General features: G+C 70.2%; 19 protein-coding genes and 1 tRNA gene. 13 read left to right on the top strand and 7 right to left on the bottom strand.

Features of this window, described 5'->3' with window-relative positions; translation table 11 throughout:
• Window positions 1-14: 14 nt before the first annotated feature.
• Window positions 15-542: an aromatic-ring-hydroxylating dioxygenase subunit beta gene (locus H6H00_RS04705; protein WP_255425575.1), complete on the bottom strand. Its 528-nt coding sequence runs from the start codon at window positions 540-542 to the stop codon at window positions 15-17.
• Window positions 543-699: 157 nt separating this feature from the next.
• Between H6H00_RS04705 and H6H00_RS04700 the strand changes: the two genes are divergently transcribed.
• The 5 genes from H6H00_RS04700 (at window position 700) to H6H00_RS04680 (ending at window position 6116) form a co-directional block, all read left to right on the top strand.
• The gene (locus H6H00_RS04700) at window positions 700-1530 is read left to right on the top strand and encodes an SDR family oxidoreductase (RefSeq protein ID WP_185720129.1); all 831 of its coding nucleotides are present in this window, start codon (window positions 700-702) and stop codon (window positions 1528-1530) included.
• Window positions 1531-1593: 63 nt separating this feature from the next.
• Window positions 1594-2343 (top strand): maleate cis-trans isomerase family protein, encoded by a 750-nt coding sequence (locus tag H6H00_RS04695; RefSeq protein ID WP_185720128.1) that lies wholly within the window; start codon window positions 1594-1596, stop codon window positions 2341-2343.
• A 49-nt stretch (window positions 2344-2392) separates the two neighbouring features.
• Window positions 2393-3247 carry an FAD binding domain-containing protein gene (locus tag H6H00_RS04690; protein ID WP_185720127.1) on the top strand — a complete coding sequence of 285 codons (855 nt, stop codon included), beginning with the start codon at window positions 2393-2395 and terminating at the stop codon, window positions 3245-3247.
• Window positions 3244-3723, top strand: a complete 480-nt coding sequence (locus tag H6H00_RS04685; RefSeq protein WP_185720126.1) for a (2Fe-2S)-binding protein — start codon at window positions 3244-3246, stop codon at window positions 3721-3723. Before H6H00_RS04690 ends, H6H00_RS04685 begins: the two co-directional genes overlap by 4 nt.
• A gap of 80 nt (window positions 3724-3803) precedes the next feature.
• Window positions 3804-6116, top strand: a complete 2313-nt coding sequence (locus H6H00_RS04680; RefSeq protein WP_185720125.1) for a xanthine dehydrogenase family protein molybdopterin-binding subunit — start codon at window positions 3804-3806, stop codon at window positions 6114-6116.
• A 460-nt stretch (window positions 6117-6576) separates the two neighbouring features.
• On the opposite strand, the gene H6H00_RS04675 is transcribed toward H6H00_RS04680, so the two are convergent.
• Both H6H00_RS04675 and H6H00_RS04670 read right to left on the bottom strand, forming a co-directional pair.
• On the bottom strand, window positions 6577-7035 hold the full coding sequence (locus tag H6H00_RS04675; RefSeq protein ID WP_185720124.1) for an NUDIX domain-containing protein: 459 nt from the start codon (window positions 7033-7035) through the stop codon (window positions 6577-6579).
• A 22-nt stretch (window positions 7036-7057) separates the two neighbouring features.
• Window positions 7058-8275: a helix-turn-helix domain-containing protein gene (locus tag H6H00_RS04670; RefSeq protein ID WP_185720123.1), complete on the bottom strand. Its 1218-nt coding sequence runs from the start codon at window positions 8273-8275 to the stop codon at window positions 7058-7060.
• Between the two features lie 135 nt (window positions 8276-8410).
• Here H6H00_RS04670 and H6H00_RS04665 point away from each other — a divergent pair, with 135 nt between their 5' ends.
• The 7 genes from H6H00_RS04665 (at window position 8411) to mobF (ending at window position 16713) form a co-directional block, all read left to right on the top strand.
• Complete coding sequence (locus H6H00_RS04665; protein WP_185720122.1) at window positions 8411-8668, top strand: helix-turn-helix domain-containing protein; 258 nt, start codon at window positions 8411-8413, stop codon at window positions 8666-8668.
• A complete protein-coding gene (locus H6H00_RS04660; protein WP_185720121.1) occupies window positions 8665-8961 on the top strand; it encodes a hypothetical protein in 297 nt (98 codons plus the stop codon). Before H6H00_RS04665 ends, H6H00_RS04660 begins: the two co-directional genes overlap by 4 nt.
• Window positions 8958-10754 carry a type IV secretory system conjugative DNA transfer family protein gene (locus H6H00_RS04655; RefSeq protein ID WP_185720120.1) on the top strand — a complete coding sequence of 599 codons (1797 nt, stop codon included), beginning with the start codon at window positions 8958-8960 and terminating at the stop codon, window positions 10752-10754. Before H6H00_RS04660 ends, H6H00_RS04655 begins: the two co-directional genes overlap by 4 nt.
• 44 nt (window positions 10755-10798) lie before the next feature.
• Window positions 10799-10960, top strand: coding sequence for a hypothetical protein (locus tag H6H00_RS04650; RefSeq protein ID WP_185720119.1), 162 nt, complete (start codon window positions 10799-10801; stop codon window positions 10958-10960).
• Window positions 10957-11583 (top strand): hypothetical protein, encoded by a 627-nt coding sequence (locus H6H00_RS31765; RefSeq protein ID WP_221775793.1) that lies wholly within the window; start codon window positions 10957-10959, stop codon window positions 11581-11583. The genes H6H00_RS04650 and H6H00_RS31765 overlap by 4 nt, the downstream gene beginning before the upstream one ends.
• On the top strand, window positions 11580-12242 hold the full coding sequence (locus H6H00_RS04645; RefSeq protein WP_221775792.1) for a DUF2637 domain-containing protein: 663 nt from the start codon (window positions 11580-11582) through the stop codon (window positions 12240-12242). The genes H6H00_RS31765 and H6H00_RS04645 overlap by 4 nt, the downstream gene beginning before the upstream one ends.
• A 97-nt stretch (window positions 12243-12339) precedes the next feature.
• Window positions 12340-16713 (top strand): MobF family relaxase, encoded by a 4374-nt coding sequence (gene mobF / locus H6H00_RS04640; RefSeq protein ID WP_255425574.1) that lies wholly within the window; start codon window positions 12340-12342, stop codon window positions 16711-16713.
• Between the two features lie 3 nt (window positions 16714-16716).
• On the opposite strand, the gene H6H00_RS04635 is transcribed toward mobF, so the two are convergent.
• On the bottom strand, window positions 16717-17145 hold the full coding sequence (locus H6H00_RS04635; protein ID WP_185720117.1) for a hypothetical protein: 429 nt from the start codon (window positions 17143-17145) through the stop codon (window positions 16717-16719).
• A 332-nt stretch (window positions 17146-17477) separates the two neighbouring features.
• On the opposite strand from H6H00_RS04635, the gene H6H00_RS32770 reads away from it, so the two are divergent.
• On the top strand, window positions 17478-17921 hold the full coding sequence (locus H6H00_RS32770) for a WhiB family transcriptional regulator (RefSeq protein ID WP_185720116.1): 444 nt from the start codon (window positions 17478-17480) through the stop codon (window positions 17919-17921).
• A 285-nt stretch (window positions 17922-18206) separates the two neighbouring features.
• Here H6H00_RS32770 and H6H00_RS04625 read toward each other — a convergent pair whose 3' ends face one another.
• From H6H00_RS04625 to H6H00_RS04615, 3 genes are all read right to left on the bottom strand, one after another.
• A complete protein-coding gene (locus H6H00_RS04625) occupies window positions 18207-19643 on the bottom strand; it encodes an ApeA N-terminal domain 1-containing protein (protein ID WP_185720115.1) in 1437 nt (478 codons plus the stop codon).
• A 28-nt stretch (window positions 19644-19671) separates the two neighbouring features.
• The gene (locus H6H00_RS04620; RefSeq protein WP_185720114.1) at window positions 19672-21150 is read right to left on the bottom strand and encodes a tyrosine-type recombinase/integrase; all 1479 of its coding nucleotides are present in this window, start codon (window positions 21148-21150) and stop codon (window positions 19672-19674) included.
• Window positions 21151-21242: 92 nt separating this feature from the next.
• Window positions 21243-21315, bottom strand: a tRNA-Arg gene (locus H6H00_RS04615).
• Window positions 21316-21329: the final 14 nt, after the last annotated feature.

Below are 21329 nucleotides of genomic sequence, written 5' to 3'. Positions count from 1 at the left end.
GAAGCCGGTCCGGCTCAGAAGAACATCGCGAGGTTGTGCGTGCCGATGACCGTCAGATCGAGCAGCACGGTCCGGCGGAAGAGCCGCAGCACGCCCTCCTCGCGACGCAGGAGGTCCTGGCGTTCACCGGCGAAGATCTGGGGCTGGGTCTGCTCCTGCCGGGTCCGCATGATCAACAAGTTCGAGCGGACGGCAACAGCGTCCTCGTCGGCTTCGGCAACTCGCACGTTGGTCACGAAGTGCCGGATCCGCGACGGCGGGTCCTCCGCCCAGGCGTACGGGGTCTGGTTGCGCAAGACCCGGCTGCCCAGCGAGCCGTAGGTCTCGTCCAGGTGGTAGGTGCCCTCGGCAAAGCCCTTGCCGCGCGCCCGCTCGACGGTCTGCCGCAGCGGGACCCGGTACACGATGTCCCTGCTGACCATCTCCTGGTGCCACTGGGCCTCGTGCCCGTCATCGAGCAGCTCGGCCTCGGTATAGAGCCACTCCACGACCTCGTTGTGCAGGGCGCTGCCCACCGGGACACGGGTCTTCGTGAGAGTCACGAACTCACCTCCTAGAGTGTGCACAGTTTTGCATCCAACTTGGAGCGGCGCAACCCATTGACGTGTGCGGCGCGGTGCGCTTCGATCCTCGCATAGTGCACACACTTGTGGATGCACATGAATCGAATCCTCGACCATCCTGACCGGAGATGATCCGATGGGCCTTCCCGAAGGCGAACGCGACGGCAGGCTCGACGGCAAGGTCGCCATCCTCACCGGTGCGGCCGGGGGCATCGGCCGCGCCGTCGTTCGCCGCTACGTGGCCGAGGGGGCCAAGGTCGTCGCCGTCGACGTCGCCGACACCGTGCACCGGCTGGGTGACGAGCTCGGCGACTCGGTCCTGCCGATGGTCGCCGATGTGCGGTCGTGGGAGGACAACCAGGCCGTGGCTGCGGCGGCCCGCGAACGGTGGGGCCGGATCGACGTGTTCGTCGGCAACGCCGGGATCACGGACGCGGCCCGTCCCCTGGAGGAGATCCCCGGACCGCAGCTGACTCCGGCGTTCGAGGAGCTTTTCGGGGTGAACGTGCTGGCGTTGATGCTCGGCGTGCGCGCCAGTCTCGACGACCTGATCGCGGCCCGCGGCAGCATCATCCTGACCGGCTCGTTCGCCGGGGCGAACGCCGCCGGCGGCGGTGTCCTCTACACGGCCTCCAAGCACGCAGTGCTGGGGCTGGTCCGCCAGCTCGCCTACGAGCTGGCCCCTGACGTCCGGGTGAACGGGGTGGCCCCCGGGGTCGCACCGACCCGGTTGCGCGGAACGGCGGCGCTCGGCCAGGGCGCGAGCGACTCCGTCCTCGACGGCACCCGCGCCGCGCTCCCGCTGCAGGAGGTCCCCGACCCGGAGGCCTACTCGGGCGTGTTCGCCCTGCTCGCCTCGGCCGACGGGGAGGCGATGACCGGATCGATGCTCACCGCCGACTCCGGGCTGTCGATCCGCGGGATCGCGCGGCCGGGCGGACGGGTCCGCCGTCCCGCCGATGGCTGATCCCGCCGGACGATGACACCGCCGGGATCGCCGAACGACACCCCTACCGAAGAAGGACACCCCATGTCGCAGTACCGGGTCGGGCTCATCGTGCCGAGCTCGAACACCACCATGGAGACTGAGATCCCGGCGATCCTGCGGGCTCGCGAGGAGATCCGTCCCGAGCGGTTCACCTTCCACTCGTCGCGGATGCGGATGAAACACGTCGACCCGGCCGAGCTCGCCGCGATGGACGCCGACTCGCTCCGGTGCGCCGTCGAGTTGTCCGACGCCCGCGTCGACGTGATGGCCTACGCCTGCCTCGTCGCGATCATGGCCCAGGGGCTGGGATACCACCGGGACTCGCAGAAGAAGCTGGCCGCCGCCGCCGAGGCCGAGTCCGGCGAGGCGGTCCCCGTCGTCTCCTCGGCCGGTGCCCTGGTGCAGGCGCTGCACCATCTCGGGGCCCGCCGGATCGCGGTGCTCGCGCCCTACATGCGCCCGCTGACGGCCACGGTGTGCGAGTACATCGAGCATGAGGGTGTCCAGGTCACCGACTCGATCAGCCTGGAGGTCGCGGACAATCTCGCCGTCGGCCGCCTCGATCCATCGCAGCTCGTCGGGCTGGCCAAGCAGGTGGACACCCGCGGCGCGGACGCGCTGGTGCTGAGCGCGTGCGTGCAGATGCCCTCGTTGGCCGTGCTCGACACCGTTCAGCAGCAGTTCGACATCCCGGTCGTCTCCGCGGCATCGGCGACAGTCTGGCGCCTCCTCACCGACCTCGGCCTCGACCCGGTCGCCCCCCGGGCCGGGGCCCTCCTCGCTCCCCGCTGACCGACCTGCGCCCGAGCCGACGCCCGTACCCGCCCAAAGGAGGACATCCGTGAAACCACCACCGTTCGACTACCGCGATCCCACGACCGTCGACGACGTGCTCTCCCTGCTCGCCGAGCACACCGACGACGCAACCCTGCTGGCCGGCGGCCAGAGCCTGATGCCGCTGCTGAACATGCGCCTGGCCCGGCCTGAGGTCCTCATCGACCTCAACCGGGTAGCAGGCCTGGACCGCATCACGATCACCGACGACGCGGTGACCTTGGGCGCCACGGTGCGGCTGGCGACCGTGGAGCACGACACCGGGATCGCCGGGGCCATGCCCGTCCTCGCCGAGGCTGCGTCCCGGGTGGCCCACCCCCAGATCCGGGTGCGCAGCACCCTCGGCGGCACCCTCTGCCACGCCGACCCAGCCGCCGAGATGCCCACCGTTGCGGTGGCCCTCGGGGCACGGATCCATCTGCGTTCGCGCGGCGCGGCACGGGTGGTCCCGGCCGCGGACTTCTTCGAGACCGTCTTCACCACGGCGAAACAGCCCGACGAGCTGCTTGTCGCGGTCGAGTTCCCTCGCAGACCCGGGATGACCGTCTTCTACGACGAGATCTCCCGCCGGCACGGGGACTTCCCGTTCGCCGGGCTCTGTCTCGGTGTGCGCACCGAGGCAGGGGTGGTCGCCGAGGTGATCGCGGCCGCCGCAGGTGTGGCGGACCGGCCGGTTCGGCTGGTCGGACTCGAGGCGGCAGTTCTCGGGCGGCCGCTGGCCGAGGCGGTCGAGGACGCCGCCGCGGCCGCCTCCGCGGAGATCGACCCGCCGGCCGACCACCACGGCACGGTTGCCTTCCGCCGCGGGTTGCTGCGCACCCTCGTCCGCCGCCTCGCCGCCCGATTCGAGGAGACCCGATGACATCGGACACGCGCACTATCACCGTCACTGTCAACGGCAGCCCGGCAACCGCCGAGGTCGAGGTCCGATCCCTGCTCAGCGACTTCCTGCGGCACGACAGGGGCCTCACCGGTACCCATGTCGGGTGCGAACAGGGCGTCTGCGGTGCCTGCACCGTGCTGGTCGACGGGCAGGCCGTCCGATCTTGTCTCATGCTCGCCGTCCAGGTCGACGGCCGGACCGTGGAGACCGTCGAGTCGCTCGCCGACGGAGACGAGCTCTCCTGCTTCCAGGGCGCGATGCGGCGCCACCACGGGCTGCAGTGCGGTTTCTGCACCCCCGGGATCCTGATGAGCGTTGCTGCGTCCGAGCGTGACGGCGACACCGTCGAACACGCGGAGGAGGTCGTGCTCGGCGGCCACGTCTGCCGCTGCACCGGCTACTCCGGCATCCGCGCCGCGATCCGCGAGACCTGGCAGGAAGGGCAGAAGGCATGAGCACCCCGACGACCGAGACCTCCCCGAACGTCCAACCCGCGACGGCCCTGGCGGGTCGGATCGGCGCCAGGGTTCCCCGGGTGCAGGACGACCGGATGCTGCGTGGCCATGGCCGCTACGTCGACGACATCGACGACGTCGGGACGCTGCATGCCGCGATCGTCCGCAGCCCCGTCTCCAGCGGTGAGGTCATCGCAGTCGACACGAGCCGCGCCCTGGCCCTGCCGGGCGTGTCGCTGGTGCTCGGACCGGACGAGGTCACCGCGGCTCTGGGGACGATCCCGCACCCGTGGCTGATCCCCGGCCAGCAAGTCGCGGACGTGAAGCTGGCCGACACTCAGATCCGCTACGTCGGGCAGCCGCTCGCCGTGGTCGTCGCGACCAGCCGGGCGATGGCCGAGGACGCCGCCGAACTGGTGGAGATCGACTTCAAGGAGCGCGACGCCGTTGTCGGCGTGGCCGCGGCCGCCGCCCCGGACGCACCGTTGGTGTATCCCGAGCTGGGTTCTAACCGCGTCGGGTCGATGCACTACGGCGATCCCGCAGAGTCCCTCCACGACGTGTTTGCCCGTGCCGCGACCGTGGTGGACCGGGAGTTCGTTATCCCGCGGGTCGGCCACAACTCCCTCGAGACCCGCGGCCTCGTCGCCGACTACGTGCCCGGTACCGGACGGCTCGAAGTCATCTCCAGCACCCAGGTACCGCACCTGGTCCGCCAGGAGCTCGGCCGGGTGCTGGGACTGCGGGTGGACCGAGTGCACGTGGTCGCCCCCGACGTCGGCGGGGCGTTCGGTCAGAAGACATCGCTGTTCCCTGACGAGACCTTCGTCTGCCTGGCTGCCAAGACGCTCGGCAGGCGGGTGAAGTGGATCGAAGACAGGTCCGAGAGCCTGATCGCGGCCTACCAGGGCCGCGGGCAGCGGACCCGCGGCAGGCTGGCGCTCGACGTCGACGGTCGCTTCCTCGCGCTGCACCTCGACATCCACGGCGATCTCGGCGCATTTCCGAGCACCGGCACCGGTGGGGCCGGCCCCTTCCAGGTCTCCGGCCTGATGGTCGAGGGGCCGTACCGCTTCGAGCTTGCGGCTGCCACTGTCACCGCCTGGTACACCAACTCGGTGCCGACCGGGGCCTACCGCGGTTACGGGATGCAGGAGTCCTGCTACGTCCGAGAGCGCCTCGTCGACGAGGCCGCCCGTGTCCTGGGCGCGGACCCGGTCGAGCTCCGCGAGCGGAACATGCTCGGTCCCGACGAGCTCCCCTTCGTCTCCCGTACCCAGATGCCCTACGACAGCGGCAACTATCCGGAGGCCCTCACTCGGGCCGCGGCGATCGGTGCGGAGCGGACGACGACCGTTCCGATCTCGAGCCGGATCCGGCGGGGCGTCGGTCTCGCGTCGATGACCGAGATCACCGGTTTTGCCCCCAGCGCGCTGCTCGAGATGTTCAACATCCACTGGAGCGGTTACGACGCGTCCCGGATCCGGGTCAACGAGGACGGCACCGTCACGGTGTTCTCCGGCGTCACCTCGATCGGGCAGGGTATCGAGACGGCCCTCGCCCAGATCGCAGCCGATCGTCTCGGGGTGCCGCTGGACCTGGTCGAGGTGCAGCTCGGCGACACCGACACCGCGCCCTACTCGAACATGGGCTCGCAGGCCAGCCGTGGTCTCCCGCTCGGCGGCGGAGCGCTGTGGCAGGCCGCCGACCGGATGCGGACCCGGATGCACGAGCTCGCCGCGGCTTACCTCAAGGTCGACGTCAGCGACGTCACCTTCGACGGAGCGGACTTCCACGGGCCCGCCGGTGCGACGGTGGCCTGGACGGAGATCGCCCATCGCGGCTGGATGGGCTGGGGGCGCGACCTCACGGACCCGACAGCCCCGATCGCACTCGACGAGCTCGCCGAGTTCGACCCACCGAGCATCACCTACGGCTACGCCACTCACGGTGCGCAGGTCGCGGTGGACCTCGACACCGGCAAGGTGGCGGTGGAGGGCTACTGGCTGGTCCACGACGCCGGTGTGGTGGTCAACCCGTTGGTCGCCGAGGGACAGATGACCGGCGGGGTCGCGATGGGAATCGGTGCGGCCCTGCTGGAGGAGGTGGGCTACTCGGACACCGGCCAGCCCATCACCGCGACCTACTTGGACTACCTGCTGCCGCTCTCCGAAGACGTCCCCGATATCGTCCAGGAACATCTGGTCACTCCCTCGGCCCTTAATCCGGGTGGCTTCAGGGGCCTCGGCGAGAGCGGGATCATCCCGCCCCCGGCGGCGATCGCCAACGCCGTGGCGGCAGCCGTTCCGGAGATCGCCGAGCGTCTGGTCGAGCTCCCGATGTCGCCCTCCGCGGTGTGGACGCTGCTCGAGGAGGCCGGGCTGACGCGCTGATCGCTCAGAGCCCGGCGGCATTGCGAATGCCGCCGGGCTCCTGAGGTTCAGGCAGCCAGTCACGGCAACGGCGGCATTGAGCCTGCGGAGTTGGGTCAGCCGTCGAAAATGCTCACGCCCGTGAGTCCGGACCTCCTTGTTGGCTGTGGTAGGCAACCGCACGGTATGGCAATCGAATGACTGCCGGATGTCCCCGTGCTGGTGGCGCTTGCGAGAAGTGAGGTGAAGCCAGAACCGCTCCTTGCAAGGTGAGTTTCCTCATGTGTTCTCAAGAAGGAGAGCTGCAGGTCAAGGGGGGCGCCCCCGCAAGGGACAAACCTGCGTTACCGCCGTCGGAGACGGCAATCAACAGGTCGTTGAGGCTCAACGCGAATATAGCAACGTGCTGGGTGCGTGGATCTTGGACGCGGCCGGCGCAAACGACTCGGAATGGTGAGATCGACGGAACGAGTCGGGGGAGTCAGTGTGGAGTCGGGTTTAGCCCGTGCTCAAGATAAAGTGCCGTCCTGGTGGCAGTCGAGTGGATGCGCCGACTAATCCTTTCCGACACATAGTCGGAGAGGACGCTCAGATCAACCCACTCCCAGTGGTCAAGCTCGTTCTCGTCGAGCTGAATCTCAGCATGGGCTTGGTCAAGTCGTCCACAGTCGAATAGGAACAGCAGTTTGTCGCCTTCGGAATCGCTTGGTGCCCAGTCCACAGCAAGCAGCTTAATGGGCGTACAGTCGATGTTTAGCTCTTCTTTCAGCTCGCGTCGACACGCAGCTGCAGGCGACTCACCCTGTTCTACATAACCACCGGGAATGTCCCACGTGTCCTTATAAGTGGGATGGACGAGTAAAATGCGGCCTTGTTCGTCGAAGAACAGGGCGCCGGCGGCGACGCGGGGGGTCGCGAAAGACTCGCTTGGGTCGGACACACGGCGAGCGTACGAGCAATGGTCAGGCCAGGCGGAGGCGCCCGGCAAGCTGCTCAAGCGCCACGCTTCGCGCGCCGCGGTTGTTCCGGAGCCAGCTCAGCACGAGCTGCCGGCTGATCGCGTGATGGCGGATCTGCTCGGGCGCGAGCTGCTCCGCGTCCAGAAGGACGCCGAGCGCGTCGTCGCGGCGGTTACGAGCCGTGTAGGCGCGGGCCGTCTCGATCGCGTGGCGCACCCGCCGCTCGGCCGGTAGCCTCGAGGTGTCGATGCGGGGAGCAAGGTCGACGGCGATCTGCACGTCGCCGAGCTCCATCGCCGCGGTCATGCGGTGGATGGCGACGTTCGTGGGGCCGAAGGCGGTCCACATCGCGTTCGCATCGCGGCCGACCCGGCCCGCGCATTCGGCCGCCTCCGCGAGGAACGAGGTGACCGATCCCCGGTCGTCGGCGCGGGCGGCAGCGACGGCGCCGGTCAGGAACAGCGTGCCGTAGACCGAGACCAGGGCGTCTTCGGCACGGGTCCCGATGTGCGGTTCGAGGACGTTTGCCGCGGATTGCACCAGCCGCACGCCGTCCTGGAACCGGCCCGTTGAGTGCACCGCGTGCGCAACACAGCGGAACAGTGAGCCGAGCACGACGGGGTTGTCGGCGGCTTGCGCGGCGTAGAGGCCGCGCTCGGAGGCGATCCAGGCAAGGTCGGTCTCGCCGAGCTTCGTCAATACCGACACCGTCGACTGGTACGCGAGCGCGAGGAGGGCGCTGGCGCGGTTCGTCTCGTCAGCGCCTGCCGCGCGGGAGGCGCGCAGCGCGTCGGACAAGACGGAGGGTGCCCGGCCCGTGACGTAGCCGTACCGCGACGCTTGATAGGCGTCGAAGACCTCGCCGATGGCGCGCTGCACGTCGTCGAGGCTCGGCGGTTCGTCGCTGGAATCGTCGGCGAGAGCCGGGACCGCGAGCCCGTAGTTCATGAGGACCGCGCGTAGAGCTGGGATAGTTCGTACGCCGCTGTCGGACGTCCAGTCGAGCAGCGCCGGCTCCGCGACGAGATCGGCGAGCGTGACGTCCAGGGCGTCAGCGAGGTTGCGGATCACCGACAATCGGTCCAGCTCGATCTTGTTGTTCTCCACTCGGCTGAGCCAGTCCTCGGTGCGGCCGACGAGACCGGCCAGCACGACCTGAGCCATCCCGCGGCGCCGCCGGTAGAACGCGACGCGCTCGCCGATGGTCATCGTCTCGGTCATCCCGCGCATGGACTGCAACCTCCCCCGAAGCCGACGAGAGACCCCGGAATCTTCTTCCGGGTCCAATCAGGAATGCGCCTCGACGCTAGCTCCACGGCCTGACATTCCGAGGCCGTTTCGGAGAAGAGGCAGCAGATGACAGCACCAACGACCAGCGGGGACATCGCCACCGTGGCACCGTCGCCGCTCTTCTACAGCGTCCCGCAGGCGGCCGAGCTGATCGGCACCTCCGCGGTGACGCTCTACCGGGCGATCCGAGACGGCGAGTTCCCGGCCATGCGGATCCGCGGACGACTCATCGTCCCGGCGAAAGCAATCGAGGCGATGGTCGATGCCACCGTCGCAGAGCAGGGCGTCGTCGACGCCGCTAGCTGGGCGGTGGTGCGGCGATGACCGCGATCCTCCCGCCCCGCACGAGCACCATCGAGGCGGAGCTCGACGAGCTCTACCGCGACCGTGAGCGGCTGCTGCGGACGGAGGCGTCACCGGCCCGCTCGCACCTGCTCGCGGACCAGTTCGACTACGAGGCATGGCTCTGGGCGACTCTGTTCGAGACGACCCGGTCGCGACTCATGTGGCGGGCGGCGCTCGTCGCCCAGGCGCACGCTCGCGTCTCCGCGCGCTCCTGGCGGCGCCACGCCGCTGCGCAGGCGCCGGACACCCTGCACCGAGCAGGTGCGGCATGAGCGCCCGCGCGCTGCGGGGTCGTGCTCTCGCCAAGGTGGCAGCGGTCGGCGTCGGACTCGTGCTGATCGGCGCGGCCGGGCTCCGGCGGCCGATCGATGTGAACGCGACCCGCGTCGCGACGGGGTTCGTCCTCGTCGGCGCGCTGATCCTGCTCCTGCTCGGCATCGTCCTGTGGCGTCGCCACGGCGGGTCAGCCGGCCAGGTGCAGCGGTGGTCGCGCCGTTCGCGCCGCAACGACGGAGTAGCCAGCCCGTGGGCCCTGCTCCGCGTCGCGTCGTGGATCGCGGTCCGCCGCCGCGCGACGATCGTCCGGCCGAGCTTCGCGCAGGTGCCCCGGTGGCGCCGGCCCTTCGTCCCGACGACCGAGTTCGCGACTGCTCTCGCACGGGTCGGGGCCTTGCGGATCTGGTCGTCCGCCGAGGACGTGACGATCCGGATCGGCGGCCCGCGCACCGGGAAGACCGGCGAGCTCGCCGGGCGCGTCGTCGAGGCGCCCGGCGCCGTGATCGCGACGAGCACCCGGACCGATCTCGTCTACCTCACCGGGCCGATCCGCTCGCTGTGCGGGCCGGTGCACGTCTTCAACCCCAGCGGTCTCGGCGGGCTGGCGTCCACCATCACCTTCGATCCGATCTCCGGCTGTGCCGATCCTCGGACGGCGGTGACGCGGGCATCCGACCTGCTCGCCGGGGTCGCGGCGACCGGCCGGGCCGGAGACATGGAGTTCTGGCAGGAACAGGCCCGGCGCGTCCTGGCCGCGCTGCTCCACGCCGCGGCAGTGGGCGGGGCGACGATGCGGGACGTCCTGTCCTGGGTCGCCGACCCCGACGCTGCGAGCGGCGACGTCCAGCGGGCGTTGCGGCACTCGCCCGAGCCGGCCTTCGAGCTCGACGCCCAGCAGTTCCTGGGGACGAACGAGCGGACCCGGTCGTCGATCTGCTCGACGATCATGCCCGCGCTCGGCTGGCTCTCCGACTCCACCGCCGCGGAGGCGGCGACCGGGGGAGCGTTCGACGTCGATCAGCTGCTCGACCTCCGAGGCACCGTCTACATGCTCGGCGCCGACGACGGGCAGGTCGCGCCGCTGGTCACCGCGCTCACCGGGCACATCGCGCGGGAGGCGCGCCGGATCGCCGGCCACAAGCCGGGCGGGCGGCTCGACCCGCCGCTCACCCTCGCGCTCGACGAGGCCGCACTGATCTGCCCGATCCCGCTCGACAACTGGACCGCTGACATGGGCGGCCGGGGCGTCACCATCCACATCGCCGCGCAGTCGCGCGCCCAGCTGCGCCAGCGCTGGGGTGATGTCGGCGCGGCCGCGATCCTCAACAACGCCGCCACACTGATGATCTACGGCGGAACGCGGGATCCCGACGATCTCGCCGCGTACTCCGGCCTGACCGGCGAGCGCTACGAGGATGCACCGACGTGGGGCCGCGACGGGGACCTGCACTCGACGGCCGCCCACAGGGTCGCTGTGCTCTCCCCGGCTCAGGTCGCGCAACTGCCTGCCGGCCGGGCGGTCGTCATCCGACGCGGGATGCCGCCCGCGATCGGGCGGGTTCAGATGGCCTGGAAGCGGCGTGACGTCCGTGCGGTGGTCCGCGCGACGACGTGGGCGAAGCGCCGGTGCGCAGCCCGGGCCTGGGCTGCGGACGCACTCGACTGGACGGCGGCGGCGCTCGCAGAGCTCAGCCCGCACCTGAGCAAGACCGCGTCCGAGGTACGCACGGACAACGACCTGCGCTGGACGGGGTACAGCCCGGCGGTCGCGAAGCGGTGGGACCGGTGAGCCGCTGCGCGGCCCGTCGCCCGCGCGAAGCCGAAGTCGACCGGATGGCCGTGGCTCTGACGGTGCTGTGCCTGCTCGCCCTCGTCGCGACGGCCTGGCCCGCAGCGGGTGTCGTCATCGCCTGGTCCGTCGGGGCGGCGGCGATCGTCGTGGTGGTGCTGCGGCGCGTCCGCAGCGCGCGTGAGGTTGCTCGGAGGTCGCGGTGAGCGACCCCGAGACGGCCAGTGCCGCAGCAGTCGCCGGACTCGCGAGCGAGGTCGAGGCGCTACGCCGTGCCGTCGACCCGCTGCCGGGCCGGATCGCCGATCTCGCTCGCCTCACCGCCGAGCTCGGCGCCCAGGTCCGAGACCTCACCGTCGCGCCGAAGCCGGGGGCGATGCCGTCGTGGATCGTCGCGCCTGAGGACGCGGACGTCACCCGCTCGTTGCTGGCCGAACTGGACGCATGGGTCGCGATGGTCCTGCTCCGGTACACCGACGCCGCGACTGCGCTGCCGGAGTGCTGGCTGTGGCATCCGGACATCGTCGAGGAACTGCTCTGGCTCATGCGGGCATGGCTCGCTGCGTACCAGGAAGAGAAGGCGTCGGTAGCGCTCGTCGCCGACTGGCACGACCGGTACCGGCCCGGCGTCGTGCGGCGGGTCAAGGGCCTGGCGGGGACGTGCTCGTTGGAGGTGCACCTCGACCGGCCCGACCGGCAGCGGGCGTCGTTCGTCTCCCGGCGCCCGGACGCCGTCGGGGACATCGCCGCGTGGTGGGCCCACGACCGGGCCGGCCGGGGGCCCGAGCCCACCGCCGAGCACCTCGCCTCACCGGGTGGCCCGAATTGACTGCCCGCGCGATCTGGATTCCCGGGCTCCTGGTGGCCGTCGGAGCGGCCGTCGTGACGGCGCACGGCCTCTTCGAGGTCGCCGCCGCGGCGGGCGTGCCCTCCGGACTGGCGTGGATCTACCCCCTGATCACCGACGGGCTCGCGCTCGTCGCCTACGCGGCCACGGCCCGGCTCGACGGCGGTGCGCGCCGGTACGCGTGGACCGTCGTCGTCCTCGCCGCCGGCCTGTCCGGGCTCGCACAGGCGAGCTACCTCGCCGGTGGTGTCGACTCCGTCGCGCCCGCCTCGTTGCGGTTCGGCGTCGGCGCGTGGCCGGCCGTCGCGGCGGCGGTCGTCGCGCACCTGCTGTACCTGCTCGTCGAGCCGGCCGTACAGGCCGCGCCCGCCGTACAGCCGGACGTCGTACAGCCCTCACCAGCTGAACATCCGGCGCCTGCGGCCCGACGGCGGCCGTCCGATGCCCCGGCCGGTGAACGGGCCCGCACGGCCGCGGAGCGCCACGCCCACGAGTACGGCGAGCTCCCGACCGTCACCCGGCTCATGGACCTCGCCGACGTCTCCCGAGGCACCGCAGGAGAGGCACTCAAGGCCCTCCGCAACCGAGCCACCGCACTCCACCTCGTAGCACCCGACGAGATCACCAGGACTCAGCCATGACCACGACGACCAGCACGACTCGACCCCACGACGAAGCGACACGACGACCGACCACGAACAAGGACAACTGCAGAGCACACCTCTGCATCACGATCCGATGGTGCGTCGCGCCGCCTTCGGCGACGCGGACGAACGGCGGGCCGCAGCCATGCTGACGATCTCCTCCGGGCACTCCGCCGCGTACCTGCTCGACGCCGTCGCGACGGGTCGAGAGAACTACTACACGGGCGCGGTCGCCGCCGGAGAGCCTCCGGGGCGCTGGTACGGCCGGGGCGCGGAAGCGCTCGGCCTGCGCGGGCTCGTCGACCACCAGGACATGACCGCGCTGTACGAACGGTTCATCGACCCGCGCGACGAGCGGTTCCGCGACCCGTCGCAGTGGGATGAGGCGTCCACCCTCGGTCACACCGGACGTCGCTACGCCACGGAGGAGGAGCTGTACAACCGCGCGCTGGACGCCGAGCCGGACGCATCCGCTGAACGCCGCGCCGAGCTGCGGCTCGCGGCGGGGAAACAGGCCCGGCACAACGTCGCGTTCACGGACGTCACGCTGAACGTCCCGAAGTCGATCACGGTGATGCACACGGCCTTCGAGGCGCAGGAGACCAAGGCGCGGGCCGCGGGGGAGGAGGAGATCGCCGCGGCGTGGGCCGCACATCGGGAGGCCGTCGAGGATGCGATCTGGGCAGGCAACAACGCCGCACTCGACTACCTCACCGAGAAGGCCGGCTACTCCCGCGTCGGGCACCACGGCGGGGCCGGCGGCCGCTACGTCGACGCGCACGAGTGGGTCGTCGCCTCGTTCTTCCAGCACGACAACCGCGAGCTCGACCCGCACCTGCACATCCACAACGGCGTCCTCAACCGCGTCCAGGGGCCGGACGGGACCTGGCGCACCCTCGACGGGCGCAGCCTGCGCCGCTGGCGCCCGGCCGCGTCCGCGGTCGGGGAGCGGACCGTGGTCGCCCGCCTCACGCGCTCCCTCGGCGTCCTCGCCGCGACCCGACCCGACGGGAAGTCCCGCGAGATCGTCGGGGTCTCGCAGCAGGCGATGGACCTGTTCAGCACCCGTCGTCGCCAGGTCACCGAGAAGGGTGCCCAGCTCGCCGCGGCGTTCGAGGCCAAGTTCGGCCGCCAGCCGAACTCGCTGGAGCTGGTCCGGCTCGCCCGGCAGGCGACGCTCGCGACGAGGCGGTCGAAGACCCATGACGGCGAGACCCGGGAGGAGATGCTCGAACGCTGGGACGCCGCATTGCACGCCGAGATCGACGGCGGCCTGGCCCAGGTCGCCGACTCCGTGCTGGCTATGGCTGGGGAGCAGCCGTCGGTCGACACCTGGTCGCCCACAGCCGTCCTCGAGACGGCGCTCGCCGACGTCCAGAGCCGCAAGTCCGCCTGGTACGCGCCCGACCTGACGCGCGCGATCTCCGACGCCCTGCCCGACCAACTCGGTGACCTGACCGACGACCAGATCGCGCAGCTGCTCGACACCCTCACCGAGGCAGCGCTCGACTGCGCCTCACAGCTCACCGTGCGGCGCCCCGGGGAGGACGAGGTGCCCGCACAGCTGCGGCTCGCGAACGGTGACACGGCGTACCGCGCGCCCGGGTCGCTGCTCTACGCGACGCCCGATCACGTGCACAGCGAGCGCACTCTCGTCGAGGCCGCCGCACGCGATGGCGCGCCGGCCCTGCCACCCGAGCTCGCTCAGCGGTTCGTCGCCGAGCTCGCCGCGTCCGGCATCGAGCTCGGCGCCGACCAGGCCGCCGCCGTGCGCGGAGTGCTCACGTCCGGAGCCCGCATCGAGTCGCTCGTCGGCCCCGCGGGGACGGGGAAGTCCTTCGTGGTCGGCACGCTCGCGAAGGCGTGGGAGGACCCGGCGCTGTGGGGCGGGCCCGAACGCCGCGTCTTCGGCCTCGCCGCCAGCCAGATCGCCACCGACGTTCTGGCGGGCGAAGGACTGCGCGCATCGAACATCGCGCGCTGGCTGGGTACGCAGGAGCGGCTCGCCGGGGGCCGCGGTGGCGAGGACATCGCGTGGCGGCTGCGGCCCGACGACCTGGTCGTCATCGACGAGTCCGCGATGGCCGCGACCGCAGACCTCGCCGCCGTCCACCGCTATGTCGACGACGCGGGCGCGAAGCTGCTGCTCGTCGGCGACCACCGCCAGCTCGCCGCCGTCGGGGCCGGGGGAGCGATGGAGCTGCTCGCCAACGCCGGCGCCCGCTACGAGCTGGCCGAGGCCCGCCGGTTCACGCACGAGTGGGAGCGCGACGCGTCACTGCGCCTGCGCGAGGGCGACGAAACGGTGCTCGGCGAGTATCACAAGCAGGGCCGGCTGATCGACGCCGGAACGACGGAGGTGGCAGAGCAGTCCGCCGCCAGGGGATGGCTCGCCGACACCCTCGCCGGCCGCAGCACGTTGCTCGTCGTCGACACCAACGAGCAGGCCGCGCGCCTGTCCGCGTCACTGCGCGCGGAGCTGGTCCGACTGGGGAGAGTCGCCGAGGAAGGCGTGCCGCTCGAGCTGGAAGGCACCTACGCGGGGGTCGGTGACGTCGTGCAGGCGCGTCTCAACGGATGGAACCTCGCAGGCGTCGAGGGCAACCGGCGCGGCCCTATCAACCGCGAGACCTATCGCGTGCTCGACACTCGCGCCGACGGCGGCCTGCTGGTCGCGCCCATCGTCGGACGTGACGACAACGGCGACCAGCTGGGCGAGCAGATGACGCTCCCCGGCTCCTACGTTTCCGCGCACGTCGCTCTCGCCTACGCGTCGACGGCGCACGCCGGCCAGGGCCGCACCGTCGACACCAGTCACACGGTCGTCGCCGGGACGACCGGCGCGGCGTCGTTCTACGTCGGCATGAGCCGCGGCCGGGAGGCGAACACCGCGCACGTCACCACAGCCGCGATGCCCGACGACCCCGCGCAGGGCGGTGCGCGTGACGTCCTGCGCCGCTCGCCTACCGCCGTCCTCGCGGGGGTCCTGGAGGCGGGCGAGACCAGCAAGTCGGCGCTCGCGACGGCCACCGAGTCCGCCGAGGAGAACCGGTCCGTGCGCACCCCCGCCGAGCTGCTCACCGATGCGATCGAGATCGCCACCGCCGGCCGCACCGCGCGCTGGCTCGACCGGCTCGTCGACGACGAGCTGCTCACGCCGCAGCAGCGCGCCACGCTCGCCGCCGAGGACGGCGCCACGACGCTCGCGCGGCTGCTGCGCCGCGTCGAGCTCAGCGGGGCCGACGCCGAGCAGGTCCTGCGCGACACCGTCGCCGCACGCGATCTCGACGACGCCCGTCAGCTCACGAACGTCCTGCACCACCGCATCGCCGGAGGGCTCCGGCTCGACCCGACGGGCGACTCGTTCGCCGAGCGCGTCCCGCGCGTCGACGAGCCCGACTGGCAGCAGTACCTCGACACCCTCGCCGCCGCGGCCGATGAGCGCCGCGACGAGCTCGGCGCCCAGCTCGCCGACGAACCACCGCAGTGGGCCGTCGAGGCGCTCGGCATGCCGCCGGCCGCGGGCCAGGAGCGGGCGGTGTGGGAGTGGCGGGTCGGGACCGTCGCCGCCCACCGAGAGGCCAGCGGCCACGACGACAACGCGACCGCCCTCGGTGCCGTCCCGAAGCCGGGGCAGACCGAGGACTACGCGTCGTGGCGGGCGGCCTGGCGTGCGCTGGGACGACCGGAGGCCGAGTGTGACGAGCTGGAGATGTCGGACGGACGGCTGCGCATGCGCGTACGGGCCTACGAGCGGGAGAAGGCGTGGGCGCCGCGGTACGTCGCGAACGAGCTCGCCGCCACCCGGCGGGTTGCTGAGACCCACCGCGGGACGGCAGCGCTCCGCACCGCGGAAGCGGAGAACACGAGCGGCGACGAGCGCGCGCGGTTGCTGCGCGAGGCCGCGGACGCGACCGCGCTCGCACAACTGCTCGACGGCCAGGCGGCCGAACTCGACGCTGCCGACATGGCGCGCGCCCGCTGGCTGGTGCACACCGCGGCCACCCGTGTTGCGGCCGATCGCGCATCGGCCGAGCTGTCGGCCCGGCAGGCCGGTAGGGAGCCGGGAGAGCCGGACATCACCGCCGATGAATGGATCACCGCCCACGACGATGCGATGCGCGCCGAGGACCGGTACCGCGAGATCCCCGAGCACTTCGACGACGTCGAGCGCGAGCAGACGCGCGAGGAGGTCGACGACGTCCGCGAGCTCGCCGCCACGGAGCCGGCGCCGACGGCGGAAGACGCGGTACGGGTGCCATCAGGCGACGAGACGGCGGAGTCGATCCGCCGGGCGCAGCGGGCCTTGCACGTGATCAGGGAGCGGGAGGCTGCCGACACCGCCCGGGAGGCCGAGGCCGCTCACATCGAGCAGCTGACCCGCTGGCACGTCGACGACTACGGCACCGAGGACGCGGCCTTCCTCGACGACGACCCCGCGCTCGAACGGGACGACACCGCGTGGTGACGATCAGCCGGCGTCGAGACCCGCAGTGGCCAGTGGTGCGCGGCCGCTGGCGAGCCACGCCCACCGCAGGGTCGCAGTGATGCCGGGAACCCAGCCCGGCCGGCGGCGCATCGTCGGGGGCTGAGGGTGGCGGGCCAGCATCCGCTCCGCGGCGACGCACTCCGCCTCGATCAGCTCCTCGTAGGCGCGGGCGCTGCGGCCGGTGACGGGGGAGACCGCGTCCTGCTGTGGCCCGGTCGCCGGACGGAACACCGCGGCCGCGAGCCACTCGCACGTTGCGGCCACGCCGGCCGCGTACCAGTCGGTGACGCCGCGCCCGCCCTGCTCGTCGCAGAGTTGCTCGGCCGCGATCCAGAGCGCGACGAACTCCGCCCGGGACACCCGCAGGTTCCCCGCCGGGATGCGGGCGATGTCGGCCTCCGTCACGCGCACGACAGCCAGGGTGCCAGGACCCGCCGACGTTGCGAAGGGGCTTGCGCTGGTCAGACGGGCGACGGGCCACGAGCCGGTCGACATCGCGCTCACGGCCGCGCGGGCCGAGGAACCGCCGATGGACCCGCCTGCGGCGGGGCGGGCCTGGCGGCCCGGAGCTGAGCACGGCCGCCCTCAGTGTCAAGGGTGCTTCGCATCGGCTTCGCCGACGGCCTCTGGCCGCCCTGGACACCGAGCCTCCGCGGCCGCGCAGCGCGCTCGTAAGGCGGCGGGGAGAGCACCCGCCACCTCTACCGGGCCACCAGGCCCGCAGCTGCTGCATGGAGGCCGCGATGGTCCGCACGACCGCAAGACACGAGCCGGTTGCCCGGATCTGGCATACCTTCGCCGCGTGCCGCGATGTTGACCCCGAGCTTTTCTTCCCCGTCACGACGACTGGCGCGACGTTCGAGCGGCAAGTTGCTACTGCCAAGGCGGTCTGCGCTGGTTGCCCGGTGATAACCGAGTGCTTCGTTGAGGCGTTCGAGCTCCTCCCGCACGGGATCGCGGGTGGGCTGACGCCCGAGGAGCGCCGCGCCAGCCGCTGGCACCAGATCGACATCCGGACGGATTTCGATCTACCAGCGAGCACACGGTCGGAGAACGCGGCAATCGGCGCGGCACTCCTGGCCACGGGTCGCTCGCCAGCCTCCGTGGCGAGACGGTGTCGAGTGACCGAGCGGACCGTTTACCGGTGGAAAGCCGCCGCCGCGGCGAAACGGAGAGCGGAGGGGTGAGCTCGCCGGAACGGCGCCAGATGTGCCAGCCGCGGCCGCCATCCGCGAAACGATCCGTCAAGCCGCTGAAACGACTGGGCGCAACGGCGGTGCACGAGCCAATTGAGGGCTTGGCGGTCCTTACACGCCTCGGCTTGACGATTGACTCGCCAGCGTGCGGGCGGCGCGACTTTCGCTTGACGTCGCGATCGGGAACTTGCAGGAGTACGCGATGGTGGCGCGGGAGCGGCTGTGAGACAACATTGCGGACGCACTCGAAAAGTGAGCGGTCGCTGCGCTCGACCTCTACTCCGCGTAGACTCGAGGTAACGAAACTTTGACCTGTGCAGTGTAGTGCTCGAACCTCTGATGCGATTTGAATCGATCTGCGATGACTTGGGCCGGTGTGTGGCAGTTGAGAAGAAGGACTGTAGTGAGGCACCATCGGAGTGACTCGATCAGGCCGATTAGCTCATCCGTTTCTTCCTCCTTGACGCCTCGACCGGTACCGTGCGCAAACCGATTTCGCGCGGTCGAAACTGCATCAGCCCACCGGTTGATTCTGCCTGCGATCTCTGGAAGCGCCACCGCTGCTTCCTTCGCAATCGCTCGCAGTCGATGCGGGTAGCTCATCTCCTCGATGTATCCGAACCGCCCGTTGACAACGTCTTGGACACGAGAAGGCTCGGACTTGATGGCTTCCCGAACGATCAATCTAACGTTTTCAGCCTGGTCGACTGTCAGACGGTCTTCCTGAGGAAAGATCGATCGGTGTAAGCCCTCGGCGACGGTTGTAAGTTCGAGGAGCTGCGTCTCGATGGTGTCTTGGCTCCCGGTAATGCCGTCGGAAACAACCGCTGGGGTTGGGCCAAGGTCGTCGACGCAATCCAGCCATTCGGCCAATGGTTCAATACCGATATCGCTGAATCTGATTACTGAGTCGGCGGTCTGATTGGCGAGAGCGTTTCCTCCAATTCTTGATGCGACCAACCGTATCCAGTTGCCGCCCACTTGCACTTCGACTTGATCAACCATGCTTTCGCGGAGTGTGCATAGCTGTAGGAAGCTGCGGAGCGGGCGAACGTACGATCGGTCGATGCCGTTCCAGTCCGATGATGGTGCACCAGTGATCTCCACGAACACTGATCTACTGATTGATACTCCGTCGGGCGTGACGGATACAGGCAGCTTGATTGTCGGCACAATCCGGAGCGTTGCCCCATTATGAAGCTTTATCTGCGGTACTTCAGGGGTCTCGTAATCTAGATGCAGACTGGCTTTTGCTCCTGGGGATTGCGTTCCGCTGAATCCTTCGAGGTTGGCCCACGCGGCCAGAGAACTCAAACGAACCCTCACGCCGCTAAACTTGAGATCTTGTGACTCGACATGAGCGCCGAACAGGGCGTACCGCGCTTGTAGAAACTGCTCTGATACCCCTTCTCCGAAGAGCTGAAATCGGCGGTGGTATGTGAAGCAGTCGACAAGGGTGACTGCTCGCGGCGAGCTGGAAATCTCTCCATGGAGAAGGAGGGACTCGACGTGCGGGCCATCGTTCGCCGGACCGAGGGTGCGCCACTGCCCATCTTCTGCATCATTGACTGGTCTGAATCCAGGCGTCAACTCGTCGTGCAACTCGACGCGTGGAGCTCTGCCGGACCGGAGCTTGAGTACGCCCCCAACTCGATTCTCGCTATCGCTAGTCCAGAACCGACCGATGTGCTGCTGGTCGTCGTCTATCGCCACTGGGCAAGCGTATCATGGGAACGCGATTCTAAGCTTGATCGGAGCAGTCTGAGGCGAACGACTTGTGGTGGTGAAGAGTGTCGGGGCCGGTCACCGATAGCCTTCGCGCAATAGCTCGCTGACCGCGTTTTACTGACACGAGGCCTTCCAGTTTTAGCACAGCTAAGGCGCGATGTGCGGTGCCGACTGCGACGGCGTTGGCGACAGCGAGCTCGACAACGGTCGGGAGTTGATCGCCGGGCTTTAGTCGGCCAGTTTCGATCTCTCGTCGGAGCGCGTCGGCTATGGTCTCGTAGGGCCAGCGGGACCGCGCCGGCGCCGGAGCAGGCTTCGGCAAAATCATTCCCATTGTGACGGCAGCGCGGCGGTCGGCCTCGTTAGCCCAGCCCGCATAGACCTTGAGTGTGGTGGCTCCGCCGCTGCCGTGGCCGAGACGGCCGGCCACTGTGCGGACGTCCACGCCGGCCGCGATGAGCTCGGTTGCCGAGTAGTGGCGTAGCGAGTGCAGGCGGGTGCTGCGGAGTTCGAGGCGCAGGGCGAGCCGGCGGTAGCGCTGGCTGATGGCCCTCGGCAGGAACGGGGTCGAGCCGTCGGGGGCGGGGGAGAAGACGAAGGCGTCGAGGCTGAGAGTAGAGCCGAGCTCGGCGCAGCGGGATTCGAACAGCTCTCGGTGGGCGGCGAGCAGGCCGAGGGTGTGAGGGTCGAGGGCGATCTTGCGGGCTTGACCGGTCTTGGTGGTCTTCTCCTTCAGCCCGGTCTTCGGCTGGGCGTTGCTGCGGTGGATTGTCAGCAAGCCGCGCTCGAAGTCGACGTGGCGCCAGCGCAGTGCGGATATCTCGCCACGTCGTGGTCCGGTCAGCATGGTGAGCCACAGGAGCAGGCCCCACTCCGGATCGGCCTGGGCGGCGTTCAGGAGCCGTGCTGCCTCCCCGGCGTTGGGCGGGTCGGGCTCGTGGTGTCCCGGTGTCGGCGCGGTGGCCATCGCCGCTTTGTTGACGCCGAGGTGCTGCCAGCGGACGGCGCGGTCGAGCGCGCCGCGAATGAGGTAGTGGATCTTCCGGGTCGTGCTGCTGCTGAGCGGCCGGCAGGTGTGGCCGCCGCGGGCTCGGCCGGTGCACATCTCCCGGCAGCGCTGCAGCCGGGCGTAGAAGCGCTCCAGGAGCTCGGCGTCGAGACGTGCGGCCTGGAGGTGGCCGAGCGTCGGCAGCACGTAGAGGCGCAGCAGGTCGTCGTACCGCTCGCGCGTGGTCTCCTCCAGCACAGCGACCTCGAGCCACTGCTCGACGGCCTGGCGCACGGTGATGTTGCTCTTCGGCTGCTTGTCCTCGTCGACCTGGCGCTGCAGGCGCGTGAGCACCTTCTTGGCCTCGTCGTAGGTCTTCGCGGTTTCGCGGAGCTGCCGCGCCTTGCCCGTCAGCGCGTCGCGGCCGGCGTACACGGTGACGCGGTAGGAGCCGCTCGGCAGCGGGAGGATCGAGCCGCGCTGCCGTCGTTTCCGAGGTGGCATGGAGCCACCGTAGAGCGAGTTCGTGCCACGAAACGTGCCACGCGGGGTGTCTGCCCGCGATATTGCGGGACGTATCCGCTGGTCAGTGCTTGTGCCCCCGGCAGGATTCGAACCTGCGGCACCCGCTTTAGGAGAGCGGTGCTCTATCCCCTGAGCTACGAGGGCGCCTGCGCAGACTA

The sequence above is a fragment of the Pseudonocardia petroleophila genome (assembly GCF_014235185.1).
Taxonomy (GTDB): Bacteria; Actinomycetota; Actinomycetes; order Mycobacteriales; family Pseudonocardiaceae; genus Pseudonocardia; species Pseudonocardia petroleophila.
Note: the sequence above shows the minus strand (reverse complement) of the source record. Positions and strands in the feature narration are given on the sequence as shown.